This is a genomic window from Cupriavidus basilensis, assembly GCF_008801925.2.
Lineage (GTDB): Bacteria > Pseudomonadota > Gammaproteobacteria > Burkholderiales > Burkholderiaceae > Cupriavidus > Cupriavidus basilensis.
The window spans coordinates 3,943,968-3,965,449 of sequence record NZ_CP062803.1 but is presented as its reverse complement, the minus strand read 5'-3'; the positions used below and the strand labels follow the sequence as shown (position 1 = coordinate 3,965,449).

Sequence of the window (21,482 nt, the reverse complement as noted above, 5' to 3'; positions counted from 1 at the left end):
GTCGGCAAATGGTAGCACTAATTTACGCACGCGAGTATCGTCTCGCAGGGTAACGAATCGATCCACTTTCCGCTTTCCGACTTCCCATTCCAAGAGGAGAACACATGCCGTACGAGAACATTCTGGTCGAAACGCGCGGGCGCGTTGGCTTGGTGACGCTGAATCGCCCCAAGGCCCTGAACGCGCTCAACGACGCGCTGATGGATGAGCTGGGCGCGGCGCTGCTCGCGTTCGACGCCAATGAAGCCATCGGCAGCATCGTGATCACCGGCAGCGAACGCGCTTTTGCCGCAGGCGCCGATATCGGCATGATGGCCAAGTACTCCTATATGGATGTGTACAAGGGCGACTACATCACGCGCAACTGGGAAACGATTCGCCGCATCCGCAAGCCGGTGATCGCGGCAGTGGCGGGCTACGCGCTCGGCGGCGGCTGCGAACTGGCGATGATGTGCGACATCATCATTGCCGCCGATAGCGCCCGCTTCGGCCAGCCCGAGGTCAAGCTGGGCACGATGCCCGGCGCCGGCGGCACCCAACGCCTGCCGCGCGCGGTTTCCAAGGCCAAAGCCATGGACCTGTGCCTGACTTCGCGCATGATGGACGCGGCGGAAGCCGAGCGCGCCGGCCTCGTGTCGCGCGTGGTTGCCGCAGACAAACTGCTCGACGATGCGCTGGCCGCCGCCGAGACCATCGCCGGTTTCTCGCTGCCGGTGGTGATGATGATCAAGGAGTCGATCAACGCGGCTTACGAGACCAGCCTTTCCGAGGGCGTGCACCTGGAGCGCCGCTTGTTCCACTCCACCTTCGCGACGGAAGACCAGAAGGAAGGGATGGCCGCTTTTGTGGAGAAGAGGGCGCCAGATTTCAAGCATCGCTAAAACTTGATAGGTGAATACCCGAGTAACTTCATCGGGTATTCACCTTCCGGTACGGGTTAAGTGGGTCGTATTTTCTTTATAGATCAATGGGTTGTTCCTGCACCTTCGGCGCGCCTCGCATACTCATGTGACAAAACGATTGCCAAGGTCCGGGGAGACGCCTATGATTCGCTCCCTCGCAACACGAAACACCGCTGCAAAGCAGACGGGACAAGGGTTGCGGGGTCGGCAGGGGAGGTTGGCGGCGCGAACGGCGCGGCGAGCTGAAGGAAAAAAACCTGTTGACGAAACGATGATCACGCTTCATAATCTCGTTTCTCTGCTGCAGCAAACGCAGCGACGCGGTAAGCAAAGCGAACCGCGGCCAGTTCTTTAACAAACAAACAACCGATAAGTGTGGGCGCTTGATAGCGGATGCGGAAGACTTCGGTCTTTTAGCTTACAAGTTATAAAGTGCTCGCACAGTAAAACATGTTGGTTATGTCCGGGGTGTAAATCGCGGACGTAGCCAGTCAGTTTTCTGAGAGTGAGCGACCGCTCGAAAGAGCGAGGTTTCAGCAGGTAACTGCGCGGAACCACACAGGTATTAAACTGAAGAGTTTGATCCTGGCTCAGATTGAACGCTGGCGGCATGCCTTACACATGCAAGTCGAACGGCAGCACGGGAGCAATCCTGGTGGCGAGTGGCGAACGGGTGAGTAATACATCGGAACGTGCCCTGTCGTGGGGGATAACTAGTCGAAAGATTAGCTAATACCGCATACGACCTGAGGGTGAAAGCGGGGGACCGTAAGGCCTCGCGCGATAGGAGCGGCCGATGTCTGATTAGCTAGTTGGTGGGGTAAAGGCCCACCAAGGCGACGATCAGTAGCTGGTCTGAGAGGACGATCAGCCACACTGGGACTGAGACACGGCCCAGACTCCTACGGGAGGCAGCAGTGGGGAATTTTGGACAATGGGGGCAACCCTGATCCAGCAATGCCGCGTGTGTGAAGAAGGCCTTCGGGTTGTAAAGCACTTTTGTCCGGAAAGAAATCCCTTGCCCTAATACGGCGGGGGGATGACGGTACCGGAAGAATAAGCACCGGCTAACTACGTGCCAGCAGCCGCGGTAATACGTAGGGTGCGAGCGTTAATCGGAATTACTGGGCGTAAAGCGTGCGCAGGCGGTTTTGTAAGACAGGCGTGAAATCCCCGAGCTCAACTTGGGAATGGCGCTTGTGACTGCAAGGCTAGAGTATGTCAGAGGGGGGTAGAATTCCACGTGTAGCAGTGAAATGCGTAGAGATGTGGAGGAATACCGATGGCGAAGGCAGCCCCCTGGGACGTCACTGACGCTCATGCACGAAAGCGTGGGGAGCAAACAGGATTAGATACCCTGGTAGTCCACGCCCTAAACGATGTCAACTAGTTGTTGGGGATTCATTTCTTCAGTAACGTAGCTAACGCGTGAAGTTGACCGCCTGGGGAGTACGGTCGCAAGATTAAAACTCAAAGGAATTGACGGGGACCCGCACAAGCGGTGGATGATGTGGATTAATTCGATGCAACGCGAAAAACCTTACCTACCCTTGACATGCCACTAACGAAGCAGAGATGCATCAGGTGCCCGAAAGGGAAAGTGGACACAGGTGCTGCATGGCTGTCGTCAGCTCGTGTCGTGAGATGTTGGGTTAAGTCCCGCAACGAGCGCAACCCTTGTCTTTAGTTGCTACGCAAGAGCACTCTAGAGAGACTGCCGGTGACAAACCGGAGGAAGGTGGGGATGACGTCAAGTCCTCATGGCCCTTATGGGTAGGGCTTCACACGTCATACAATGGTGCGTACAGAGGGTTGCCAACCCGCGAGGGGGAGCTAATCCCAGAAAACGCATCGTAGTCCGGATCGTAGTCTGCAACTCGACTACGTGAAGCTGGAATCGCTAGTAATCGCGGATCAGCATGCCGCGGTGAATACGTTCCCGGGTCTTGTACACACCGCCCGTCACACCATGGGAGTGGGTTTTGCCAGAAGTAGTTAGCCTAACCGCAAGGAGGGCGATTACCACGGCAGGGTTCATGACTGGGGTGAAGTCGTAACAAGGTAGCCGTATCGGAAGGTGCGGCTGGATCACCTCCTTTCAAGAGCGTGCATCTTAAGTCGAGCGTTCACACTTATCGGTTTGTTTGCTGTTACAGCCAAGGGTCTGTAGCTCAGGTGGTTAGAGCACCGTCTTGATAAGGCGGGGGTCGTAGGTTCAAGTCCTACCAGACCCACCAAGTTACGGATGGTGGTTCGAAGCCGAACCTCCGGACAGAAGTAAATTGGGGGATTAGCTCAGCTGGGAGAGCACCTGCTTTGCAAGCAGGGGGTCGTCGGTTCGATCCCGTCATCCTCCACCAATTACCTCGCACTTCGGTGTGCACCTTGGATTGGTCGTCAAAGGCAAGCGCTTAGGATTGAGCGTTTGCCTTTGGCCTTGGCCAAGACGTTGCGAGACGCAGTTTCGCACGGCTGTTCTTTAACAATATGGGATGTAGTAAAGGTGTCGTGAGCGTTGATGAGACGCTGCAGTAAAAACACGATACCGGGTTGTGATTGTATCAACCAAAATGTATTTAAGTGATCGAAAGATGACTTGGAATACGGCACAAATGCGAGAACTCATCCTGTAGCGAGCACGGCTTGAACGCAAGTTTGAGACACACTCGTTATAGGGTCAAGCGAACAAGTGCATGTGGTGGATGCCTTGGCGATCACAGGCGATGAAGGACGCGGTAGCCTGCGAAAAGCTTCGGGGAGCTGGCAAACAAGCTTTGATCCGGAGATGTCCGAATGGGGAAACCCGGCCCGAATGGGTCATCCCTGACTGAATACATAGGTCAGGGAAGCGAACGCGGCGAACTGAAACATCTAAGTAGCTGCAGGAACAGAAATCAACCGAGATTCCCAGAGTAGTGGCGAACGAAATGGGAAGAGCCTTGTACTCTTTAGCAGCATTGTTAGCAGAACGGGATGGAAAGCCCGGCCATAGCAGGTGATAGCCCTGTATGCGAAAACAGCGTTGTGGAACTAGGTGTACGACAAGTAGGGCGGGACACGTGAAATCCTGTCTGAAGATGGGGGGACCATCCTCCAAGGCTAAATACTCGTGATCGACCGATAGTGAACCAGTACCGTGAGGGAAAGGCGAAAAGAACCCCGGGAGGGGAGTGAAATAGATCCTGAAACCGCATGCATACAAACAGTCGGAGCCTGGAAACGGGTGACGGCGTACCTTTTGTATAATGGGTCAGCGACTTACATTCAGTGGCAAGCTTAACCGATTAGGGAAGGCGTAGCGAAAGCGAGTCCGAATAGGGCGTTCAGTCGCTGGGTGTAGACCCGAAACCAGACGATCTATCCATGGCCAGGTTGAAGGTGCGGTAACACGTACTGGAGGACCGAACCCACTAACGTTGAAAAGTTAGGGGATGAGCTGTGGATAGGGGTGAAAGGCTAAACAAGTCTGGAAATAGCTGGTTCTCTCCGAAAACTATTTAGGTAGTGCCTCGTGTCTCACCTTCGGGGGTAGAGCACTGTCATGGTTGGGGGGTCTATTGCTGATTACCCCGCCATAGCAAACTCCGAATACCGAAGAGTGCAATCACGGGAGACAGACATCGGGTGCTAACGTCCGGTGTCAAGAGGGAAACAACCCAGACCGCCAGCTAAGGTCCCTAAGATTGGCTAAGTGGGAAACGAAGTGGGAAGGCTAAAACAGTCAGGAGGTTGGCTTAGAAGCAGCCATCCTTTAAAGAAAGCGTAATAGCTCACTGATCGAGTCGTCCTGCGCGGAAGATGTAACGGGGCTAAGCCAGTCACCGAAGCTGCGGATGCACGTAAGTGCATGGTAGGAGAGCGTTCTGTAAGCCTGTGAAGGTGTCTTGTAAAGGATGCTGGAGGTATCAGAAGTGCGAATGCTGACATGAGTAGCGATAAAGGGGGTGAAAAGCCCCCTCGCCGTAAGCCCAAGGTTTCCTACGCAACGTTCATCGGCGTAGGGTGAGTCGGCCCCTAAGGCGAGGCAGAGATGCGTAGCTGATGGGAAGCAGGTTAATATTCCTGCACCGTCGTATGATGCGATGGGGGGACGGATCGCGGAAGGTTGTCCGGGTGTTGGAAGTCCCGGTCCCTGCATTGGAGAAGGCGCTTAGGCAAATCCGGGCGCGGAATTCAAGGATGCGGGGCGAGCGGCCTAGTGCTGCGAAGCAATTGGAAGTGGTTCCAAGAAAAGCCTCTAAGCTTCAGTCATACGAGACCGTACCGCAAACCGACACAGGTGGGCGAGATGAGTATTCTAAGGCGCTTGAGAGAACTCGGGAGAAGGAACTCGGCAAATTGGTACCGTAACTTCGGGATAAGGTACGCCCTTGTAGCTTGACTGGCCTGCGCCAGGAGGGTGAAGGGGTTGCAATAAAATGGTGGCTGCGACTGTTTAATAAAAACACAGCACTCTGCAAACACGAAAGTGGACGTATAGGGTGTGACGCCTGCCCGGTGCCGGAAGATTAAATGATGGGGTGCAAGCTCTTGATTGAAGTCCCGGTAAACGGCGGCCGTAACTATAACGGTCCTAAGGTAGCGAAATTCCTTGTCGGGTAAGTTCCGACCTGCACGAATGGCGTAACGATGGCCACACTGTCTCCTCCCGAGACTCAGCGAAGTTGAAGTGTTTGTGATGATGCAATCTCCCCGCGGCTAGACGGAAAGACCCCATGAACCTTTACTGTAGCTTTGCATTGGACTTTGAACCGATCTGTGTAGGATAGGTGGGAGGCTTTGAAGCGTGGACGCTAGTCTGCGTGGAGCCGTCCTTGAAATACCACCCTGGTTTGTTTGAGGTTCTAACCTTGGCCCGTGAATCCGGGTCGGGGACAGTGCATGGTAGGCAGTTTGACTGGGGCGGTCTCCTCCCAAAGTGTAACGGAGGAGTTCGAAGGTACGCTTGGTACGGTCGGACATCGTACCTAAAGTGCAATGGCAAAAGCGTGCTTAACTGCGAGACCGACAAGTCGAGCAGGTGCGAAAGCAGGACATAGTGATCCGGTGGTTCTGAATGGAAGGGCCATCGCTCAACGGATAAAAGGTACTCTGGGGATAACAGGCTGATACCGCCCAAGAGTTCATATCGACGGCGGTGTTTGGCACCTCGATGTCGGCTCATCTCATCCTGGGGCTGTAGCCGGTCCCAAGGGTATGGCTGTTCGCCATTTAAAGAGGTACGTGAGCTGGGTTTAAAACGTCGTGAGACAGTTTGGTCCCTATCTGCCGTGGGCGTTGGAATCTTGACGGGGCTGCTCCTAGTACGAGAGGACCGGAGTGGACGTACCGCTGGTGTACCTGTTGTCTCGCCAGAGGCATCGCAGGGTAGCTATGTACGGAAGAGATAACCGCTGAAAGCATCTAAGCGGGAAACTCGCCTGAAGATGAGGATTCCCTGGAGCCTTGAGCTCCTTGAAGGGTCGTTCGAGACCAGGACGTTGATAGGCTGGGTGTGGAAGCGCAGTAATGCGTTAAGCTAACCAGTACTAATTGCCCGTAAGGCTTGATCCTATAACCAGTGTGTTTCTACCTGGTGTGAGTGTCGCGTGCCGCTGCCGCAGTAACAAGCAGCTTGGCCGATACGCACAACCCCTACTACATCCCTATTCGCTGCGTTGAGCACACCTCAACGCGGCCACCGTTTATGCCTGGTGACCATAGCGAGTTGGAACCACCCCTTCCCATCCCGAACAGGACCGTGAAACGACTCCACGCCGATGATAGTGCGGATACCCGTGTGAAAGTAGGTAATCGCCAGGCTCTCCCTTGAAACCCCCCAGTACGAAAGTACTGGGGGGTTTTGCTTTTGCGCGATCGAAAGTGCGATCGAAATAACGCTGTCGCTACACCGGGAATCCCCGCGTCAGGGTACCCGAGCCTTTCTTCCCCCATAGCCTTCTGTTACCGTTTGTCTCAAGCTCCGGCTTGGTCCGGCGTGACGCGGTTCGATGCATTGACGCAGTTCGAAAGATTGAAATAAGTCCGGGCCGGTGCGCGCAAACAGGCGTGACCAGGCGGTGGCATCCAGGTTTGGGGGATGAATGGCGGCCAGATTTTGCCTGTTGGCACTGACCAGCGTGGTGGGTGCGCTTGTTTTGACGGGTTGCAGCACACTCGGAACGGCGTCCCCGCCGCGGGGATCGATCCCGCTGTCGGGGCCTGGCGCCATGGCTGCGCTCTCGTCGAACGACTGCGGCAGCTTTGCCGCGCACATTGAGCAACTCAGGCTAGCCGAACCGGCGCAGACGCCGGTTTCCGCCGAGAGCGCGACTGCGGGCCTGATCGCAACGAGCCAGGACCCAGCCGAAGCCGGTCACGCCGAGTCCGGCGAACCGGAAGAGCACCCTACGCTGGAGCGCCTGCCCTTGTTCTCCGCGACGCCAAGCGGGCTTAGCAAGCCGGCAGGCTGGCAGCCCTGGACCGTCAATCGCAACAAAATTCCCACGCGCTATACCCTGACAGAAGTCGACCAACGCATGGTGTTGCATGCCGAAGCCGACAGTTCGGCATCCGGCCTGTACGTAGCACTGGTCGGGCGCGAGCCGGGCATGCTGAACTGGACATGGAAGACGCGCGACGTCATCCGTAGCGCCGACAACTCACTGGCCCCGCGCGAGGACTCGCCGCTGCGCATCTTCGTCGCCTTCGATGGCGACAAAGGCAGCCTCTCGTTGAAGGATCAGCTGATGTATGAAATGGCGCGGCTGACAACGGGGCGGGAGATGCCTTACGCCACGCTGATGTACATCTGGGGCGGGCGCAAGCCTGAAGGATCCGTGGTGTCGAATCCGCACACTGAGCGTGTGCGGATGATCGTGGTCGACTCCGGTACCCGGCATACCGGCGAATGGCGTTGCCACCGGCGCGACCTGCGTGCCGACTATCGCAAGGCCTTCGGGGCCGATCCGGGCAAGGTAGTGGCGATCGGCCTCATGACCGATACCGACAACACCAGGAGCCGCGCCGAAAGCTGGTACGGCGACATCGCGCTGGACTGACGCGCGCTCAGGCCGGCGCGAGCCACTTCTCCGCCAGCTTCACGAAGAAGGTCGAGCCGACCGGCAGGATCTCGTCGTTGAAGTCGTAGCTGGGGTTGTGCAGCATGCAGGGACCCAGGCCGTGGCCGGCTTCGCGGTGCACGCCTTCGCCGTTGCCGATGAACAGGTAGCAACCGGGCTTTTCCAGCAACATGAAGGAGAAGTCTTCGGCGCCCATGGTCGGCTCGATCTTGCCGTCGACATTACCCGCGCCCACCAGCTCGCTCGCCACTTCAACGGCGAACGCGGTTTCCGCTGCGCTGTTGACGGTGGGCGGATAGTTGCGGTGAAACTCGAATTCCACGGTGCAATCGAAGGCGCTCGCAACCGCCTTGGAGACTTCTTCCATGCGGCGCTCGATCAGGTCCAGCACCGGCAGCGTGAAAGTGCGCACCGTGCCACCGATCCAGGCCTGGTCCGGCACGATATTGGTGGCGTCGCCACCATGGAACTGCGTGACCGAGATCACGGCGGCATCGATCGGGCGCTTGTTGCGCGTAATGATGCCCTGCAGCGCGGACACGATCTGCGCACCGGTGAAAACCGGGTCGTTGCCGTTGTGTGGCAACGCAGCATGCGCGCCCTTGCCGCGCACGACGATGCGGAATTCATTGCTCGATGCCATCAGCGGGCCGGCGGTGGTGCCGAAGCTGCCGGCCGGCATGCCGGGCCAGTTGTGCATGCCGAACACGGCATCGCACGGGAAGCGCTCGAACAGGCCATCCTTGATCATCTCGCGCGCGCCGCCTCCGCCTTCTTCGGCCGGCTGGAAGATCAGGTTGATGGTGCCATCGAAATTCCGGTGCTCGGCCAGATAGCGTGCCGCACCCAGCAGCATTGCGGTGTGGCCGTCATGGCCGCAGGCATGCATGCGGCCGTCGTGCTGAGAGCGGTGGCCGAAGGTGTTGGCCTCCTGCAGCGGCAGGGCATCCATGTCGGCGCGAAGGCCGATGCTGCGCTTGCTGCTGCCGTTGCGAATCACGCCGACCAGGCCCGTGGTGCCGAGGCCGCGATGGACCTCGATGCCCCAGGCAGCGAGGTTCTGCGCCACCACCTCGGAGGTCCGTTCCTCCTTGAAGCAAAGCTCGGGATGGGCATGGATGTCGCGTCGGATGCTGCGGATTTCAGGCTGCGCCTGAAGAATTTCGGGGATGAGTGTCATGATGCCAGTTGAGGGCGATGGATACCCCGATCATACGACGCCTTAGTCCAAAGCGCCAAAACAGGCGCCCGGCAGGACACTTGCGCCACTTTCACCTGCGCTTGCGCAGCGCATCATCGCCAACCAGCGCGGGGGTTTCCCCGCATTGCCCCGTATGGTGCAGTGCTGGAACAGTTCATGCTTGATGTGCTTGCCTGGCAACGTTGCCGCCTGTCGCGTCCGTAGCCGCACCAAAATGCGGCGCCTGGCGCGATTTGCCTGCGCTGCCCTTAGTAGTCATTTGCTACATTTCTTCCCGGGAGAGTTGCGCGATGTCCCTTCGCACATGCAAGAAGGCATTCGGTGCCATGGTGGTAACCGCGGCCATGAGCTTCGGTTTTGCCAGCCAGGCCCACGCGGTCGATTTCAAGCTGGCCATGAGTTCGCCCCCGACCTCCATGGATCCGCACTTCTACAACCTGTTCTCCAACATCAACGTCTCCGAGCACATGTTCGAGTGCCTGGTGAAGATGGATGCGGACAGCAAGATCATTCCCGGCCTGGCCGAGTCCTGGAAGCTGGTGAACAACCTGACCTGGGAATTCAAGATCCGCAAGGGCGTGAAGTTCCACGACGGCTCGGAGCTCACCACCGACGATATCGTCTGGTCGCTCGAGCGTCCGTCCACCATCCAGAACAGCCCGGGCAAGTTTGACGTCTACACCAAGGCGATCATCAACAAGAAGGTGATCGACAAGTACACCATCCAGCTCACCACCAACACGCCGTACCCGCTGATGCTGAACGACCTGACGTCGATCTTCATCGTGCAGAAGAAGGCCACGCAGGGCCTGACCTCGGACGACTTCGCGCAAGGCAAGGGCATGATCGGCACCGGCCCCTTCAAGTTCGTCAGCTACGCGCGCGACGACCGGGTCGAGCTGGTGAAGAACCCCGACTACTGGGGTGCCAAGCCCGCCTGGGACAAGGTGACGCTGCGCTTCATCCCGAACCCGGCGACCCGCATGGCAGCACTGCTGTCCGGCGACGTGCAGGCGATAGAGAACGTGCCGACGCCGGACCTGCCGCAGGTGCGCAAGGATCCGAAGCTGTCCTTCTTCTCCAAGATCTCGCATCGCGTGATCTACCTGTACACCGATGACAAGAAAGACAAGTCGCCTTTTGTCACTACCAAGGAAGGCGCGCCGATGGACAAGAACCCGCTGAAGGATGCGCGTGTGCGCAATGCCATCAGCATGGCCATCAACCGCCAGGGCATCAAGGACCGCCTGATGGAAGGCCTCGCCGAGCCGACCAACAATCTGGTGCCGCCCACGCTGTTCGGCTACAACCCGAACCTGAAGACGGTCAAGTACGACCCGGAGGGCGCCAAGAAACTGCTGGCCGAGGCGGGCTATCCGAACGGCTTCGGCATTACGCTGCACACGCCGAACAACCGCTACGTCAACGACGAGAAGATCGCCCAGACCATTGCGCAGAACCTGACCCGCATCGGCATTGCGACCAAGGTAGAGGGGATGCCGATGGCAACCTATTCTTCCAAGGGTATCAAGCACGAATTCTCGTTCGGCTTGCTGGGCTGGGGCGCGCAAACCGGCGAAGTGAGCTCGCCGCTGCGCGCGCTGCTGGCGTGTGAGGATCCGAAAAAGGGCTTTGGCACGACCAACTGGGGTGAGTACTGCAATCCCAAGATGGACGTGGTGCTGGAAAAGGCGCTGGCCACCGTGGATGACGGCGAGCGCTCCAAGCTGCTGCAGGAAGCTACCGCGATTGCGATCAACGATGGCGGTATCATCCCGATCCACCAGCAGGTGACCACCTGGGCCACCCAGAAGGGCATCACATACGTGCCGCGTACCGACGAACGCACGTACGCCCACAATTTCAAGCCGCAGTGAAGCGAAGCCTTGGGTAGTAGCGGTGAGGCCGGGGAGCGCGACCGCAATGTCGCGCTCCCCGGACACGAGATCATCTGCAGGTAAAAGCGGGAAGCGTCCGCGGTCTGGGTGGCCGCTTCCCGGCGAATCATCCCCGGACGGTAGCCGGGCCTAGCCACGAGCCGATTGCCGGTGCAGCCAGGCGGCGCCCACAGGCGCCGTGGCCTGTCATCGGCGAAGGAAAGCTTCCGAACATGCTGGTTTTCATTATTCGGCGCCTGATGCAGAGCGTAGTCGTGCTCTTCGTCATGTCGCTATTGGTTTTCCTGGGCGTCTTTGCCATTGGCAACCCGGTCGATATCCTGATCAATCCTCAGGCCGACCAGGAAGACATCAAGCGCACCATCGCGGCGCTCGGACTCGACAAGCCCCTCTGGGAACAATACTGGATCTTCCTGCGCAACGCGCTGCACGGGGACCTCGGTACCTCGTTCGCGCACGGCACACCCGCGCTAAAGCTGATCTTCGAGCGCATGCCGGCCACCATGGAGCTGGCCGTGTGCGCCATCCTGCTGGCCGTGCTGCTCGGCATCCCGCTCGGGCTGTGGGCGGGCCTGCGTCCTGGCGGCGTGGCCGGCAAGACCATCATGGGCGTCTCCATCCTCGGCTTCTCGCTGCCCACCTTCTGGGTCGGGCTGATGCTGATCATGGTGTTCGCGGTGCAACTGGGCTGGCTGCCGTCCAACGGGCGCGGTGAAACCACCTCGCTGCTAGGCATCCCCGTCAGTTTCCTGACGGTGGACGGCCTGCGCCACCTGCTGCTGCCGGCGGTGACGCTGTCACTGCTCAACATCGCCATGGTGATCCGTCTCACGCGGGCCGGCACGCAGGAAGCGATGCTGATGGACTACGTAAAGTTCGCGCGGGCCAAGGGCCTGTCCAATACGCGCATCGTGGGCGTGCACGTGCTCAAGAACATCATGATCCCCATCGTCACGGTGATTGCCCTGCAGTTCGGCTCGATCATCGCCTTCGCCATCGTGACCGAATCGATCTTCGCCTGGCCCGGCATGGGCAAGCTGATCATCGATTCCATCCAGCTGCTCGACCGGCCGGTCATCGTGGCCTACCTGATGGTGATCGTGACGTTGTTCATCCTGATCAACCTGCTGGTGGACATCATCTACAGCGTGCTCGATCCGCGCGTGCGTATCGCCGACAACAAGGGCTGAGCTCATGACAACCGCAACCGAAACCACGGCGGCCCCGCCGCTAGCCGAGCAGACCCCGCTGCGGCGCTTCGCCAGCCAGTTCTTCTCGAGCAAGATCGCCGTGACCGGCCTGACCTTGCTAATCGTCATCCTGCTGATCGCGCTGCTGGCGCCCTGGCTGTCGCCGCAGAACCCGTATGACCTCGCTACGCTCGACGTGCTCGATGCGCGCATGGCCCCGGGCGAGCAGTCCGGCAGTGGCATGACCTTCCTGCTTGGCTCGGACGAGCAGGGCCGCGACATTCTCTCGGCCGTGATGTACGGCCTGCGCATCAGCATCGGCGTGGGTGTGGTCAGCACCGTGATCGCGCTGCTGCTGGGTGCCACGCTCGGCCTGATCGCGGGTTTCCTCGGCGGGCGCGTCGAGGCCATCATCATGCGCGTGGCCGACCTGCAGCTGTCGTTTCCGCCCATCCTGCTGGCGTTGATCCTGTTGGCGTTCCTGCGGCCCGGCATCGGCAATATCGTGATCGCGCTGGTGGCGGTGCAGTGGGCTTACTACGCCCGGACCACCCGCAGCGCAGCACTGGTGGAGCGGCGCAAGGAATATATCGAGGCCGCCACCTGCCTGGGCCTGCCGCCGGGGCGGATCATGTTCCGCCACCTGCTGCCGAACTGCCTGCCGCCGCTGATCGTGATTGCGGCGCTGCAGGTGGCGTCCGCCATCACGCTGGAGGCCACGTTGTCCTTCCTCGGACTGGGCGTGCCCATTACCGAGCCATCGCTGGGCTCGCTGATCGCCAACGGACAGCAATACATGCTGTCCGGCAAGTACTGGATCAGCTTCTTCCCGGGCATTGCGCTGGTGGTCACCATCGTGGCCATGAACTTGGTCGCCGACCAGCTTCGCGATGTACTCAATCCGCGCCTGCAAACGCAGTAACGCAGCATGACAGGAGCGAACATGAGCAAACCGACCCTGGTGGTGGAAGGCCTCAAGACCCAGTTTTTCACGCGCGGCGGTGTCGCGCGCGCCGTCGACGATGTCTCGTTCTCGGTTGGCCGCGGCGAGATCATGGGCCTGGTGGGCGAGTCCGGATCGGGCAAGTCGATGACCGGCTACTCGATCATGGGCCTGATCGATCCGCCCGGCAAAGTGGTGGATGGCCGCATCGAGCTGACCAGCCGCGACGGCGTCACACGCGACCTGCGCAACCTCACGCCGGCGCAGATGCGCGATGTGCGCGGCAACCGCATCGCGATGATCTTCCAGGATCCGATGATGACGTTGAACCCGGTCCTGCGCATCGACACGCAGATGATCGAGGCCGTGCTGGCGCATGAGAAGGTCGACAAGGCGGTGGCGCGCGAGCGCTCGCGCAACGCGCTGGCCCGCGTCGGCATTCCTTCGCCGGACGAGCGCTTGCGCGCCTATCCCCACCAGTTCTCGGGTGGCATGCGCCAGCGCGTGGCGATTGCCATTGCGCTGCTGAACAAGCCCGACCTGATCATTGCCGACGAGCCCACTACCGCGCTGGACGTAACCATCCAGGGCCAGATCCTGTACGAGATGCAGAAGCTGTGCCGCGAGTCCGGCACCGCGCTGATCTGGATCACCCACGACCTGTCCGTAGTGGCCGGCCTGGCCGATACCGTGTGTGTGATGTACGCGGGCAAGATCGTCGAAGCCGGCGATGTGCGCCAAGTGCTGGAGCGGCCCGAGCATCCCTACACGCACGGCCTGATCAGCTCCGCGCCGTCGCGCAATCCGCGTGGCGCGCCGCTGCGGCAGATTCCCGGCATGACGCCATCGTTGCTGAACCTGCCGGCCGGTTGTGCTTTCCGCGAGCGCTGCGCTTACGCCACCGATGTGTGCAAGACCGCGCCGCCGCTCGACACCGCGGCAGACGGGCGCCGCCTGCGCTGCTTTCATCCGGTTCTCCCCCAGCAGGAGGCCGCATGAGCGCCGCCGTTGTTGATCCCGCCCTCGCCGCCATGACGACTGATTCCAGCGCGGAACCCACGCCCAACGCGCCCATCCTCGAGTTGCAAGGCGTGTCCAAGCGCTTTGTCAAATCGCTCGACGCCGCAGCCAAGATCGCTAACCTCTTCGGCGCAGGCGCGAAGGAGGAGGTCGTGCATGCGGTCGACCGGGTCGACCTGTCCATTCGCGCGGGCGAGGTGGTGGGCCTCGTCGGCGAGTCCGGCTGTGGCAAGTCCACGCTGGGCCGCATGGCGGTGGGCCTGCATTCGCTGACCGAAGGCTCACGCCTGTGGCGGGGTGTTGACCTGGACCGCTTGCCGCCGGAAAAGAAGCGCGAGAAGCAGCTGGCGATCCAGATGATCTTCCAGGATCCGTATGCATCGCTGAATCCGCGCCTGCGCGTGATGGATATCGTTGGCGAGGCGCCGGTCGTGCACGGCATGGTGCCGGCCAGCGAGCAGAAGCGCTACGTGGAAGACATGCTGGTGCGTGTGGGCATGGACCCCACCGTGCTGCGCCGCTTTCCGCACCAGTTCTCGGGCGGGCAGCGCGCCCGCATCGGCATTGCGCGCGCGCTGGCGGTCAAGCCGGAATTCCTGGTGTGCGATGAGTCGGTGGCGGCGCTGGATGTCTCGATCCAGGCGCAGGTGCTGAATCTCTTCATGCGCTTGCGGCAGGACCTGAACCTGACCTACCTGTTCATCAGCCATGACCTGGGCGTGGTCAAGCACATCAGCGACCGGGTGGTGATCATGTACCTGGGGCGGGTGGTGGAGTCGGCGCCGGCGGAAGATGTCTTTGCCAGCCCCAACCATCCCTACACGCAGGCGCTGCTGGCCGAGGCCCCGAAGCTGGAGGTGGGCAAGAAGACCTTCGTGGCGATCAAGGGCGAGATTCCCTCGCCGCTGAGCCCGCCACCGGGTTGCCATTTTCATCCGCGCTGCCCGCATGCGATGCCGCGTTGCCGGGAGGAGCAGCCGCTGTTGAAGGAAATCGCGCCGATGCGGTTTTCGGCTTGCCACCTGAACGACATGGCGTAGGTGCCGTCAGCACATGGCCCGTCTCACGCGTGCGCGAGACGGGCCATGTCCCCATCAGCGGATGACCTGCCCCCGCGAGTTGATGATGGTCATCTCGACAAATTTCGAGCCAACGTGGCTGTCCGGGCTGAAGTTGATGATGTAGCCGCCGAGGTCGACGTTTCTCATGCTTTCCAGCGCGGTGATCAGCTTTTCGCGGGTGAGGTCCTTGCCGGCGCGGCGCGTGCCTTCGACAAAGGCCTTGGCGGCGATGAAGCCTTCGATGCTGGCGTAGTCGAACTCGTTGGGCTTGCCGGCCGCCTGCAGCAGGCGCAGGTATTCGCGCACCACCGGCAGCGTGGCGTTGCCAGGGTGGGGCATGACTTGCGAGATGATCACGCCGCTGCCCTTGGCGCCGACCTCCTTGGCGAGTGCCTGGGTGCCGACGAACGAGACGTTATAGAACTGGCCATTGAAGCCGCGGCGCAGCGCTTCCTTCACGAAGGCGCCAGCGGTCCGGTAAGCGTTGATCATCACCACCGCGTCGGGCTTGGACTTCATGGCGCCCTGCATGGCGTCGCCGATCTCCACCGTATTGCGCACCACGCCTTCGCGCGCGACGATCTGCACGCCGCTGTCGGGCGCGGCCTTGAGGGCGCGTTCGAGCGCTTCCAGGCCGGCCTTGCCGTAGGCGTCCTCGTTATAGACCACGGCAACCCGCTTGAGGCCGGTGACGCGGACCTGGCGCAGGATGGCCGCGGCTTCCTCGTTGAAGCCGGCGCGCACGTGGAAGGCATAGCGGTTGAACGGCTCGCGCAGCGACTGGGCGCCGCTGTAGGGGGCGAAGAACGGCACCCTGGCCTGGGTGGCCAGCGGCAGTGAGGCTTCGCCGGTCTCGGTGCCGACGTAGCCGAACAGTGCGAAGGCGTGGTCCTCGTCGATCAGCGCGCGGGTGTTCTTGGCGGCGGATTCCGGTTCGTTGAAGTCGTCCAGCACCTTGAGTTCGATCTTGCGGCCGTAGATGCCGCCGTGCTGGTTGATGTAATCGAAGTAGAGCTGCGCGCCAGAATTGAGCTGCTTGCCTAGCGTGGCGGTAGGCCCGGTGAGCGCAGCCGACTGGCCCAGCAGGATGGTGTCCGCGCTGACGCCGTTCTCGGCGCTGGCATTGGCAACGAATGAGCCGATGGCGCATGCCACCAGCAGGCCGGCAAAGCGCCAGCCCCTGACCCCAGAATGCACTTGCATGGTTTCCCCGTGAAAAACGGTGTGTTCTTTACCCGTGAATGCCTTGCCGGTCTGTGCCGGCGCTGCCCTGGCGCCATCCCCTGGCGCAGCGTCGGGCTATCATAATCGAATACAATCGGAGCCTAACAATTTCCCCCGGCGGCGCCCGTCGGGGCGACGCCGGCATACAACACGCGATGCCACCAGGCAAGTCCGGCAACGGCCTTGCCTGCACGGTGACCAGGTCCCGCCGCGTGTGGTCGCTCAGCCGCCCCAGTGGATGCTGCCCCAAGGCAGTCGCGCCGCCCGTCCCCAATCGCTTGCCAGGAGAATCCATGGCTTCCCGCATCGTCCGTGCCGCTTGCCCGCACGATTGTCCTGATACCTGTGCGTTGCTCGTCACCGTCGAAGACGGCCGCGCAACCAAGGTAGCGGGAGATCCCGACCATCCCGGCACCCAGGGCGTGCTGTGCACCAAGGTCTCGCGCTACACGGAGCGCACTTACCACCCTGACCGCCTGTTGACGCCGATGAAGCGGGTCGGGCGCAAGGGCGAAGGCAAGTTCGAGCCGATTTCCTGGGACGAGGCGCTGGACACCGTGGCCACCCGCTTGTCTGCCATCGCCGCGCGCGACCCGCAGGCCATCCTGCCGTACAGCTATGCCGGCACCATGGGGCTGGTGCAGGGCGAGAGCATGGCGGCGCGCTTCTTTCACAAGCTGGGCGCCTCGCTGCTTGACCGCACGATCTGCGCCAGCGCCGGTGCCACCGCGCTGCGCTACACCTATGGCGCCAGCATCGGCATGGATATCGAGCATGTGCCCGATGCCAAGCTCATCATCATCTGGGGCGGCAACCCCATCGCCTCCAACCTGCATTTCTGGACGCGGGTGCAGCAAGCCAAGCGGCGTGGCGCCACCCTGGTGGCGATCGACCCGTACCGCTCGCTGACTGCCGAGAAATGCCATCGCCACATCGCCTTGATGCCCGGCACCGACGGCGCGCTGGCGCTGGCGATGATGCACGTGCTGATGCGCGACGACCTGCTCGACTTTGAGTACATCGCGAGCCACACGGTGGGCTTCGAGGCACTGCGCGAGCGTGCCCAGGCCTACACCCCGCAGCGCGCGGCCGAGATTTGCGGCGTCAGTGTGGACGACATCGAATGGCTGGCCGGCCTCTACGGGCAACTCGCGGTGCGCGAGCGCCAGCCGGTGGCGATCCGCCTGAACTATGGCATGCAGCGTTCGCACGGCGGCGGCCAGGCGGTGCGCGCTGTGGCCTGCCTGCCGTCGCTGGTGGGGGCCTGGCGCCACGCGGCCGGGGGCCTGCAGCTGTCCACGTCGGGCTTCTTCCCGGTGGACAACCTGGCGCTGCAGCGCCCGGACCTGCTGCCGGGCCTGCCGGCGCTGCCGCGCACGATCAACATGAGCACCATCGGTGACGCGCTGCTGGATGCCGGCGATGGCGCGGGCAACCCGAAGATCGAGGCGCTGGTGGTCTACAACAGCAACCCGGTGGCGGTGGCGCCGCAGTCGACCAAGGTGGCCGAAGGTTTCGCGCGTGAGGACCTGTTCACCGTGGTGCTGGAGCAGTTCCGCACCGATACGGCTGACTATGCCGACATCCTGCTGCCGGCCACCACCCAGCTCGAGCACGTGGATGTGCACAAGGCCTACGGCCATACGTACTTCCTGGCCAACAACCAGGCCATCGCGCCGCTGGGCGAGGCCGTGCCCAACACCGAGATCTTCCGCCGCCTGGCCCAGCGCATGGGCTTTGCCGAGCCGTGCTTTGCCGATAGCGACGAAGATATCGCCGCCCAGGCCATCGTGGCCACGGACCCGCGCGCGGCAGGCATCAGTTGGGAGTCGCTCAAGGCACAGGGCTGGCAAAAGCTCAACCTGCCGGCGGCGCCGCTCGCCGAGGGCGGCTTTGCCACGGCGTCCGGCAAGTGCGAGTTCTACTCGGAGATCATGCGCCGCGATGGCCTCGATCCCTTGCCCGACTACGTGCCCCCGTACGAGACCCCCGCGACCGCGCCGGAACTGGCTGCGCGCTATCCGCTGGCGATGATCTCGCCGCCGGCGCGCAATTTCCTCAACAGCTCGTTCGTCAACGTCGACAGCCTGCGCGCCACCGAAGGCGAGCCGCACCTGGACATCCATCCTGATGACGCCGCCCCGCGTGGCATCGCCAGTGGCAGCATGGTGCGCGCCTTCAACGACCGCGGCAGCATGCTGGCGCGTGCCCGCGTGACCGACCGGGCCCGGCGCGGGCTGGTGGTGGGGCTGTCGATCTGGTGGAAGAAGCTGGCGCCGGATGGCAAGAACGCCAACGAGCTCACCAGCCAGCGGCTGACCGACCTGGGCCGCGCGCCGGTGTTCTACGATTGCCTGGTGCAGGTGGAAGCTGCACCGGCCGCCGCCCCTGCCACTGCCACTGCCACCGCCTAGCCACCATGAACCTGCGCCCGGCACGCACGCTTCAAGCCCTGGCTGCACTGGGGCTTGCCGCGCTGCTGTCCGGCTGCGACACGGTCGGCTACTACGCGCAGTCGATCGGCGGCCACCTTGGGGTGATGGCAGATTCCCGGCCATTGCCCGACGCCATTGCCGCGGCGCAGCAAGCCAAGGATACGCGGCTGGCTCAGCGCCTGGCTCTCGCCGGCACCATCCGCGATTTCGCCTCGCATGAGCTGAAGCTGCCGGACAACGGCAGCTACCGGCGCTACGCCAACCTGCACCGGTCGTATGTGGTGTGGAGCGTGTTCGCCACCCCCGAGCTGTCGATGGAACTGCACAAGTGGTGCTTCCTGGTGGTGGGCTGCATAAGCTACCGCGGCTATTACGCGCAGGCGGATGCCGACGGCTATGCGCAGAGTCTGCGCAAGGAGGGCCTGGAGCCGTATGTCGCCGGCATCCCGGCGTATTCCACGCTGGGCTATTTCGACGACCCGCTGCTCAATACCTTTGTCTATCAGCCCGAAGGCGAGCTGGCACGGCTGATCTTCCACGAACTGGCGCACCAGGTGGTCTATGTGCGCAATGACACCACCTTCAACGAGTCATTTGCCACCGCAGTGGAAACGGCCGGGGTGGAGCGCTGGCTGGCGCTGGCGGCCTCGCCCGATGCCCGTGCCAGCTACCGCCAGTACGACCTGCGCCGCCAGCAATTTCGCGCGATGCTGCTCGACACGCGCGATCGGCTCGATGCGCTCTATCACTCCCCCCTGTCAGACGATGCCAAGCGCGCGGGCAAGGCGGAAATCTTCGCCGGCCTGCGTGCGCGTTATGCGAAGCTCAAGGAAGAGTGGGGCGGCTACAGCGGCTACGATCGCTGGTTCGAGCGGCCGCTGACCAATGCGCAGCTTGCCGCGGTGGCAACCTACCAGCAATGGGTGCCGGCTTTCACGGTGCTCCTTGCGCAAAACGGTGGCGACTGGACGGCGTTCTATGCCGAGGTCCGGCGCATCGGCGATCTGCCGCGCGCCGAACGCGATGCCCGCCTGCGCCAGCTGGCGCCGCCGGCCAGCGGCGCCGATGCGCTGACCGCCGGCGAGAGCGGGACCGCGGTAGGGGCCGCGATCGGCGCGGCACGCGCCAGCGGCGCGCCCGACACGCCATCCGCGCCCGCGGCGGGTGCCAAGCCTTGATGGACTGACTAGGTGCCCGTTTAGGTGCCCGTTGGGCGCTTCATCCGGCAGACCGACGGCAGATTCAGGTCTCCCCCTGCCGTCGTGCTGTCGAGGCGGAAGCCGTACTGCGTGCCTTCCACGCCAACCTTGACGGTCTTGCCGTCCACCGGCGCGACGGTCGAGACCACCTGCGGCAGCAGCAACTGGTGATCGCTCTTGCGCATCAGCACGTCGCCAACGGGCGAGCGGTACTGCATGCCCTCGAGCGCAAACGCGATGCTGGTCGGGTCGTCGGATCTGGCGCGGCGAATCGCCTCGCTGAGTATTTGCACGGCGATCAGCACGCGCGGGGCGAAGTACTCGCCCGCCGGGGTTTGCCTGACCCGCGCCGCCAGCGCTGCCAGCACTGGATCGTCGCCGTTGGGCAGGTACTCGGCCACCCAGGTCAGGTGCGCGTTCTTTGCCTGCGACACGGCCAGCACGGTGCCGGGCGCGCCGCCGCCACTGTGGTTCAGGTAGTTCAGTTCATAGCCGGCCTCGCCGCCTGCCTTGATCAGCAGGCTGAGGTCCTGGCCCCAGTTGCCCGTGACCACGGTATCGGCGCCGCTTTCCTTGATCCGGCTCATGTACGGCGCGAAGTCCTTGACTCGCGCCAGCGGGTGCAGCGCCTCGCCGACGAACTGCACGTCGGGTCGCGCTCCCGCGATCATCTGCCGGCCCAGTGCTGCCCAGATGCGGCCCTGGGTGTAATCCTGGTTGAGCAGGTAGACCTTGCGCATGCCCTTTTGCTCGCGCGCGAAATTGGCCAGCGCGCGCATTTTCATCGCCGTGTTCGCCTCGGTGGCGAAGTGCCAGAAGCTGCAGCGCGCGCCCGTCAGGTCGGGGTCGAGCGAGGCGTAGTTCATGATCAGCACGCGCTGCCCGGGGTTGCGCTCGTTGTGCCGGTTGACGGCCTCCACCAGCGCCGTAACCACCGGCGAGCCAGATGCGCCGGTGAACACCACGTGCACGCCGGCGTCGATCGCGCTTTGCAGCGCGATGAGGCTTTCCTGCGCAGAAAGCTTGTTGTCGTAGCTCACCAGCGCGTAGTTGCGCCCGAGCACGCCGCCCTGGGCGTTGGCGTCGTCGAGCGCGAACTTCAGGTTGGCCTGGAAGATCTGGCCCACGTTGGCCAGCGGCCCGGACAACTGGTCGATGAACGCCACCTTGATGGGCGCGGCGGCGCTGTCCTGCGTTTTTTCCTGCGCTTTTTCCTGGGCCTGTAGCGGCAGCCCGCCGACCAGCGCGAGCGCGGCAACGGCGACACTGCGCATGAACACGCCGCGCGCCAGCGCGGCGATCCGGGCGGCGGCGCGTGGCGCGTGCCTCAAGTCATGGGACATCGATC

The 21,482-nt window shown here is 62.1% G+C and carries 12 protein-coding genes, 2 tRNA genes and 3 rRNA genes; 14 read left to right on the top strand and 3 right to left on the bottom strand.

The annotated features are described in order from the left end of the window. Positions 1-104: 104 nt before the first annotated feature. The 7 genes from F7R26_RS18180 (at position 105) to F7R26_RS18150 (ending at position 7,942) form a co-directional block, all read left to right on the top strand. Positions 105-881 carry an enoyl-CoA hydratase gene (locus tag F7R26_RS18180; RefSeq protein ID WP_150985637.1) on the top strand — a complete coding sequence of 259 codons (777 nt, stop codon included), beginning with the start codon at positions 105-107 and terminating at the stop codon, positions 879-881. A 588-nt stretch (positions 882-1,469) separates the two neighbouring features. Continuing rightward, positions 1,470-3,001 (top strand): 16S ribosomal RNA (locus F7R26_RS18175). A 61-nt stretch (positions 3,002-3,062) separates the two neighbouring features. After that, positions 3,063-3,139, top strand: a tRNA-Ile gene (locus F7R26_RS18170). A gap of 47 nt (positions 3,140-3,186) precedes the next feature. After that, a tRNA-Ala gene (locus F7R26_RS18165) sits at positions 3,187-3,262 on the top strand. A 315-nt stretch (positions 3,263-3,577) separates the two neighbouring features. Next, positions 3,578-6,455, top strand: a 23S ribosomal RNA gene (locus F7R26_RS18160). 136 nt (positions 6,456-6,591) lie between these two features. Then, positions 6,592-6,704: ribosomal RNA gene (rrf, locus tag F7R26_RS18155) — 5S ribosomal RNA — on the top strand. The 16S, 23S and 5S rRNA genes sit together here with 2 tRNA genes alongside, the layout of an rRNA operon. A 407-nt stretch (positions 6,705-7,111) precedes the next feature. Beyond that, positions 7,112-7,942, top strand: coding sequence for a DUF3047 domain-containing protein (locus F7R26_RS18150; RefSeq protein ID WP_150993210.1), 831 nt, complete (start codon positions 7,112-7,114; stop codon positions 7,940-7,942). A gap of 7 nt (positions 7,943-7,949) precedes the next feature. Here the strand turns inward: F7R26_RS18150 and F7R26_RS18145 are convergent, their stop codons facing one another. After that, the gene (locus F7R26_RS18145) at positions 7,950-9,143 is read right to left on the bottom strand and encodes a M20 aminoacylase family protein (protein WP_150993208.1); all 1,194 of its coding nucleotides are present in this window, start codon (positions 9,141-9,143) and stop codon (positions 7,950-7,952) included. 311 nt (positions 9,144-9,454) lie between these two features. On the opposite strand from F7R26_RS18145, the gene F7R26_RS18140 reads away from it, so the two are divergent. From F7R26_RS18140 to F7R26_RS18120, 5 genes are all read left to right on the top strand, one after another. Beyond that, the gene (locus F7R26_RS18140) at positions 9,455-11,041 is read left to right on the top strand and encodes an ABC transporter substrate-binding protein (RefSeq protein WP_150993206.1); all 1,587 of its coding nucleotides are present in this window, start codon (positions 9,455-9,457) and stop codon (positions 11,039-11,041) included. A 233-nt stretch (positions 11,042-11,274) separates the two neighbouring features. Beyond that, positions 11,275-12,252 (top strand): ABC transporter permease, encoded by a 978-nt coding sequence (locus tag F7R26_RS18135; RefSeq protein WP_006163472.1) that lies wholly within the window; start codon positions 11,275-11,277, stop codon positions 12,250-12,252. 4 nt (positions 12,253-12,256) lie between these two features. Further along, positions 12,257-13,174 carry an ABC transporter permease gene (locus tag F7R26_RS18130; RefSeq protein ID WP_150993204.1) on the top strand — a complete coding sequence of 306 codons (918 nt, stop codon included), beginning with the start codon at positions 12,257-12,259 and terminating at the stop codon, positions 13,172-13,174. A gap of 21 nt (positions 13,175-13,195) precedes the next feature. Continuing rightward, positions 13,196-14,194 (top strand): ABC transporter ATP-binding protein, encoded by a 999-nt coding sequence (locus F7R26_RS18125; protein WP_150993202.1) that lies wholly within the window; start codon positions 13,196-13,198, stop codon positions 14,192-14,194. Next, positions 14,191-15,255, top strand: coding sequence for an ABC transporter ATP-binding protein (locus F7R26_RS18120; RefSeq protein ID WP_150993200.1), 1,065 nt, complete (start codon positions 14,191-14,193; stop codon positions 15,253-15,255). The genes F7R26_RS18125 and F7R26_RS18120 overlap by 4 nt, the downstream gene beginning before the upstream one ends. Before the next feature lie 54 nt (positions 15,256-15,309). Here F7R26_RS18120 and F7R26_RS18115 read toward each other — a convergent pair whose 3' ends face one another. Beyond that, complete coding sequence (locus F7R26_RS18115; protein ID WP_150993199.1) at positions 15,310-16,479, bottom strand: ABC transporter substrate-binding protein; 1,170 nt, start codon at positions 16,477-16,479, stop codon at positions 15,310-15,312. 314 nt (positions 16,480-16,793) lie between these two features. Here F7R26_RS18115 and F7R26_RS18110 point away from each other — a divergent pair, with 314 nt between their 5' ends. Both F7R26_RS18110 and F7R26_RS18105 read left to right on the top strand, forming a co-directional pair. After that, positions 16,794-18,914 (top strand): molybdopterin-containing oxidoreductase family protein, encoded by a 2,121-nt coding sequence (locus F7R26_RS18110; RefSeq protein WP_150993197.1) that lies wholly within the window; start codon positions 16,794-16,796, stop codon positions 18,912-18,914. Positions 18,915-18,919: 5 nt separating this feature from the next. Beyond that, entirely contained in the window at positions 18,920-20,113 is a 1,194-nt protein-coding gene (locus tag F7R26_RS18105) for an aminopeptidase (protein ID WP_193692091.1), read from the top strand. A gap of 20 nt (positions 20,114-20,133) precedes the next feature. Here F7R26_RS18105 and F7R26_RS18100 read toward each other — a convergent pair whose 3' ends face one another. Then, entirely contained in the window at positions 20,134-21,477 is a 1,344-nt protein-coding gene (locus F7R26_RS18100) for a branched-chain amino acid ABC transporter substrate-binding protein (protein ID WP_150986790.1), read from the bottom strand. Positions 21,478-21,482 lie beyond the last annotated feature (5 nt).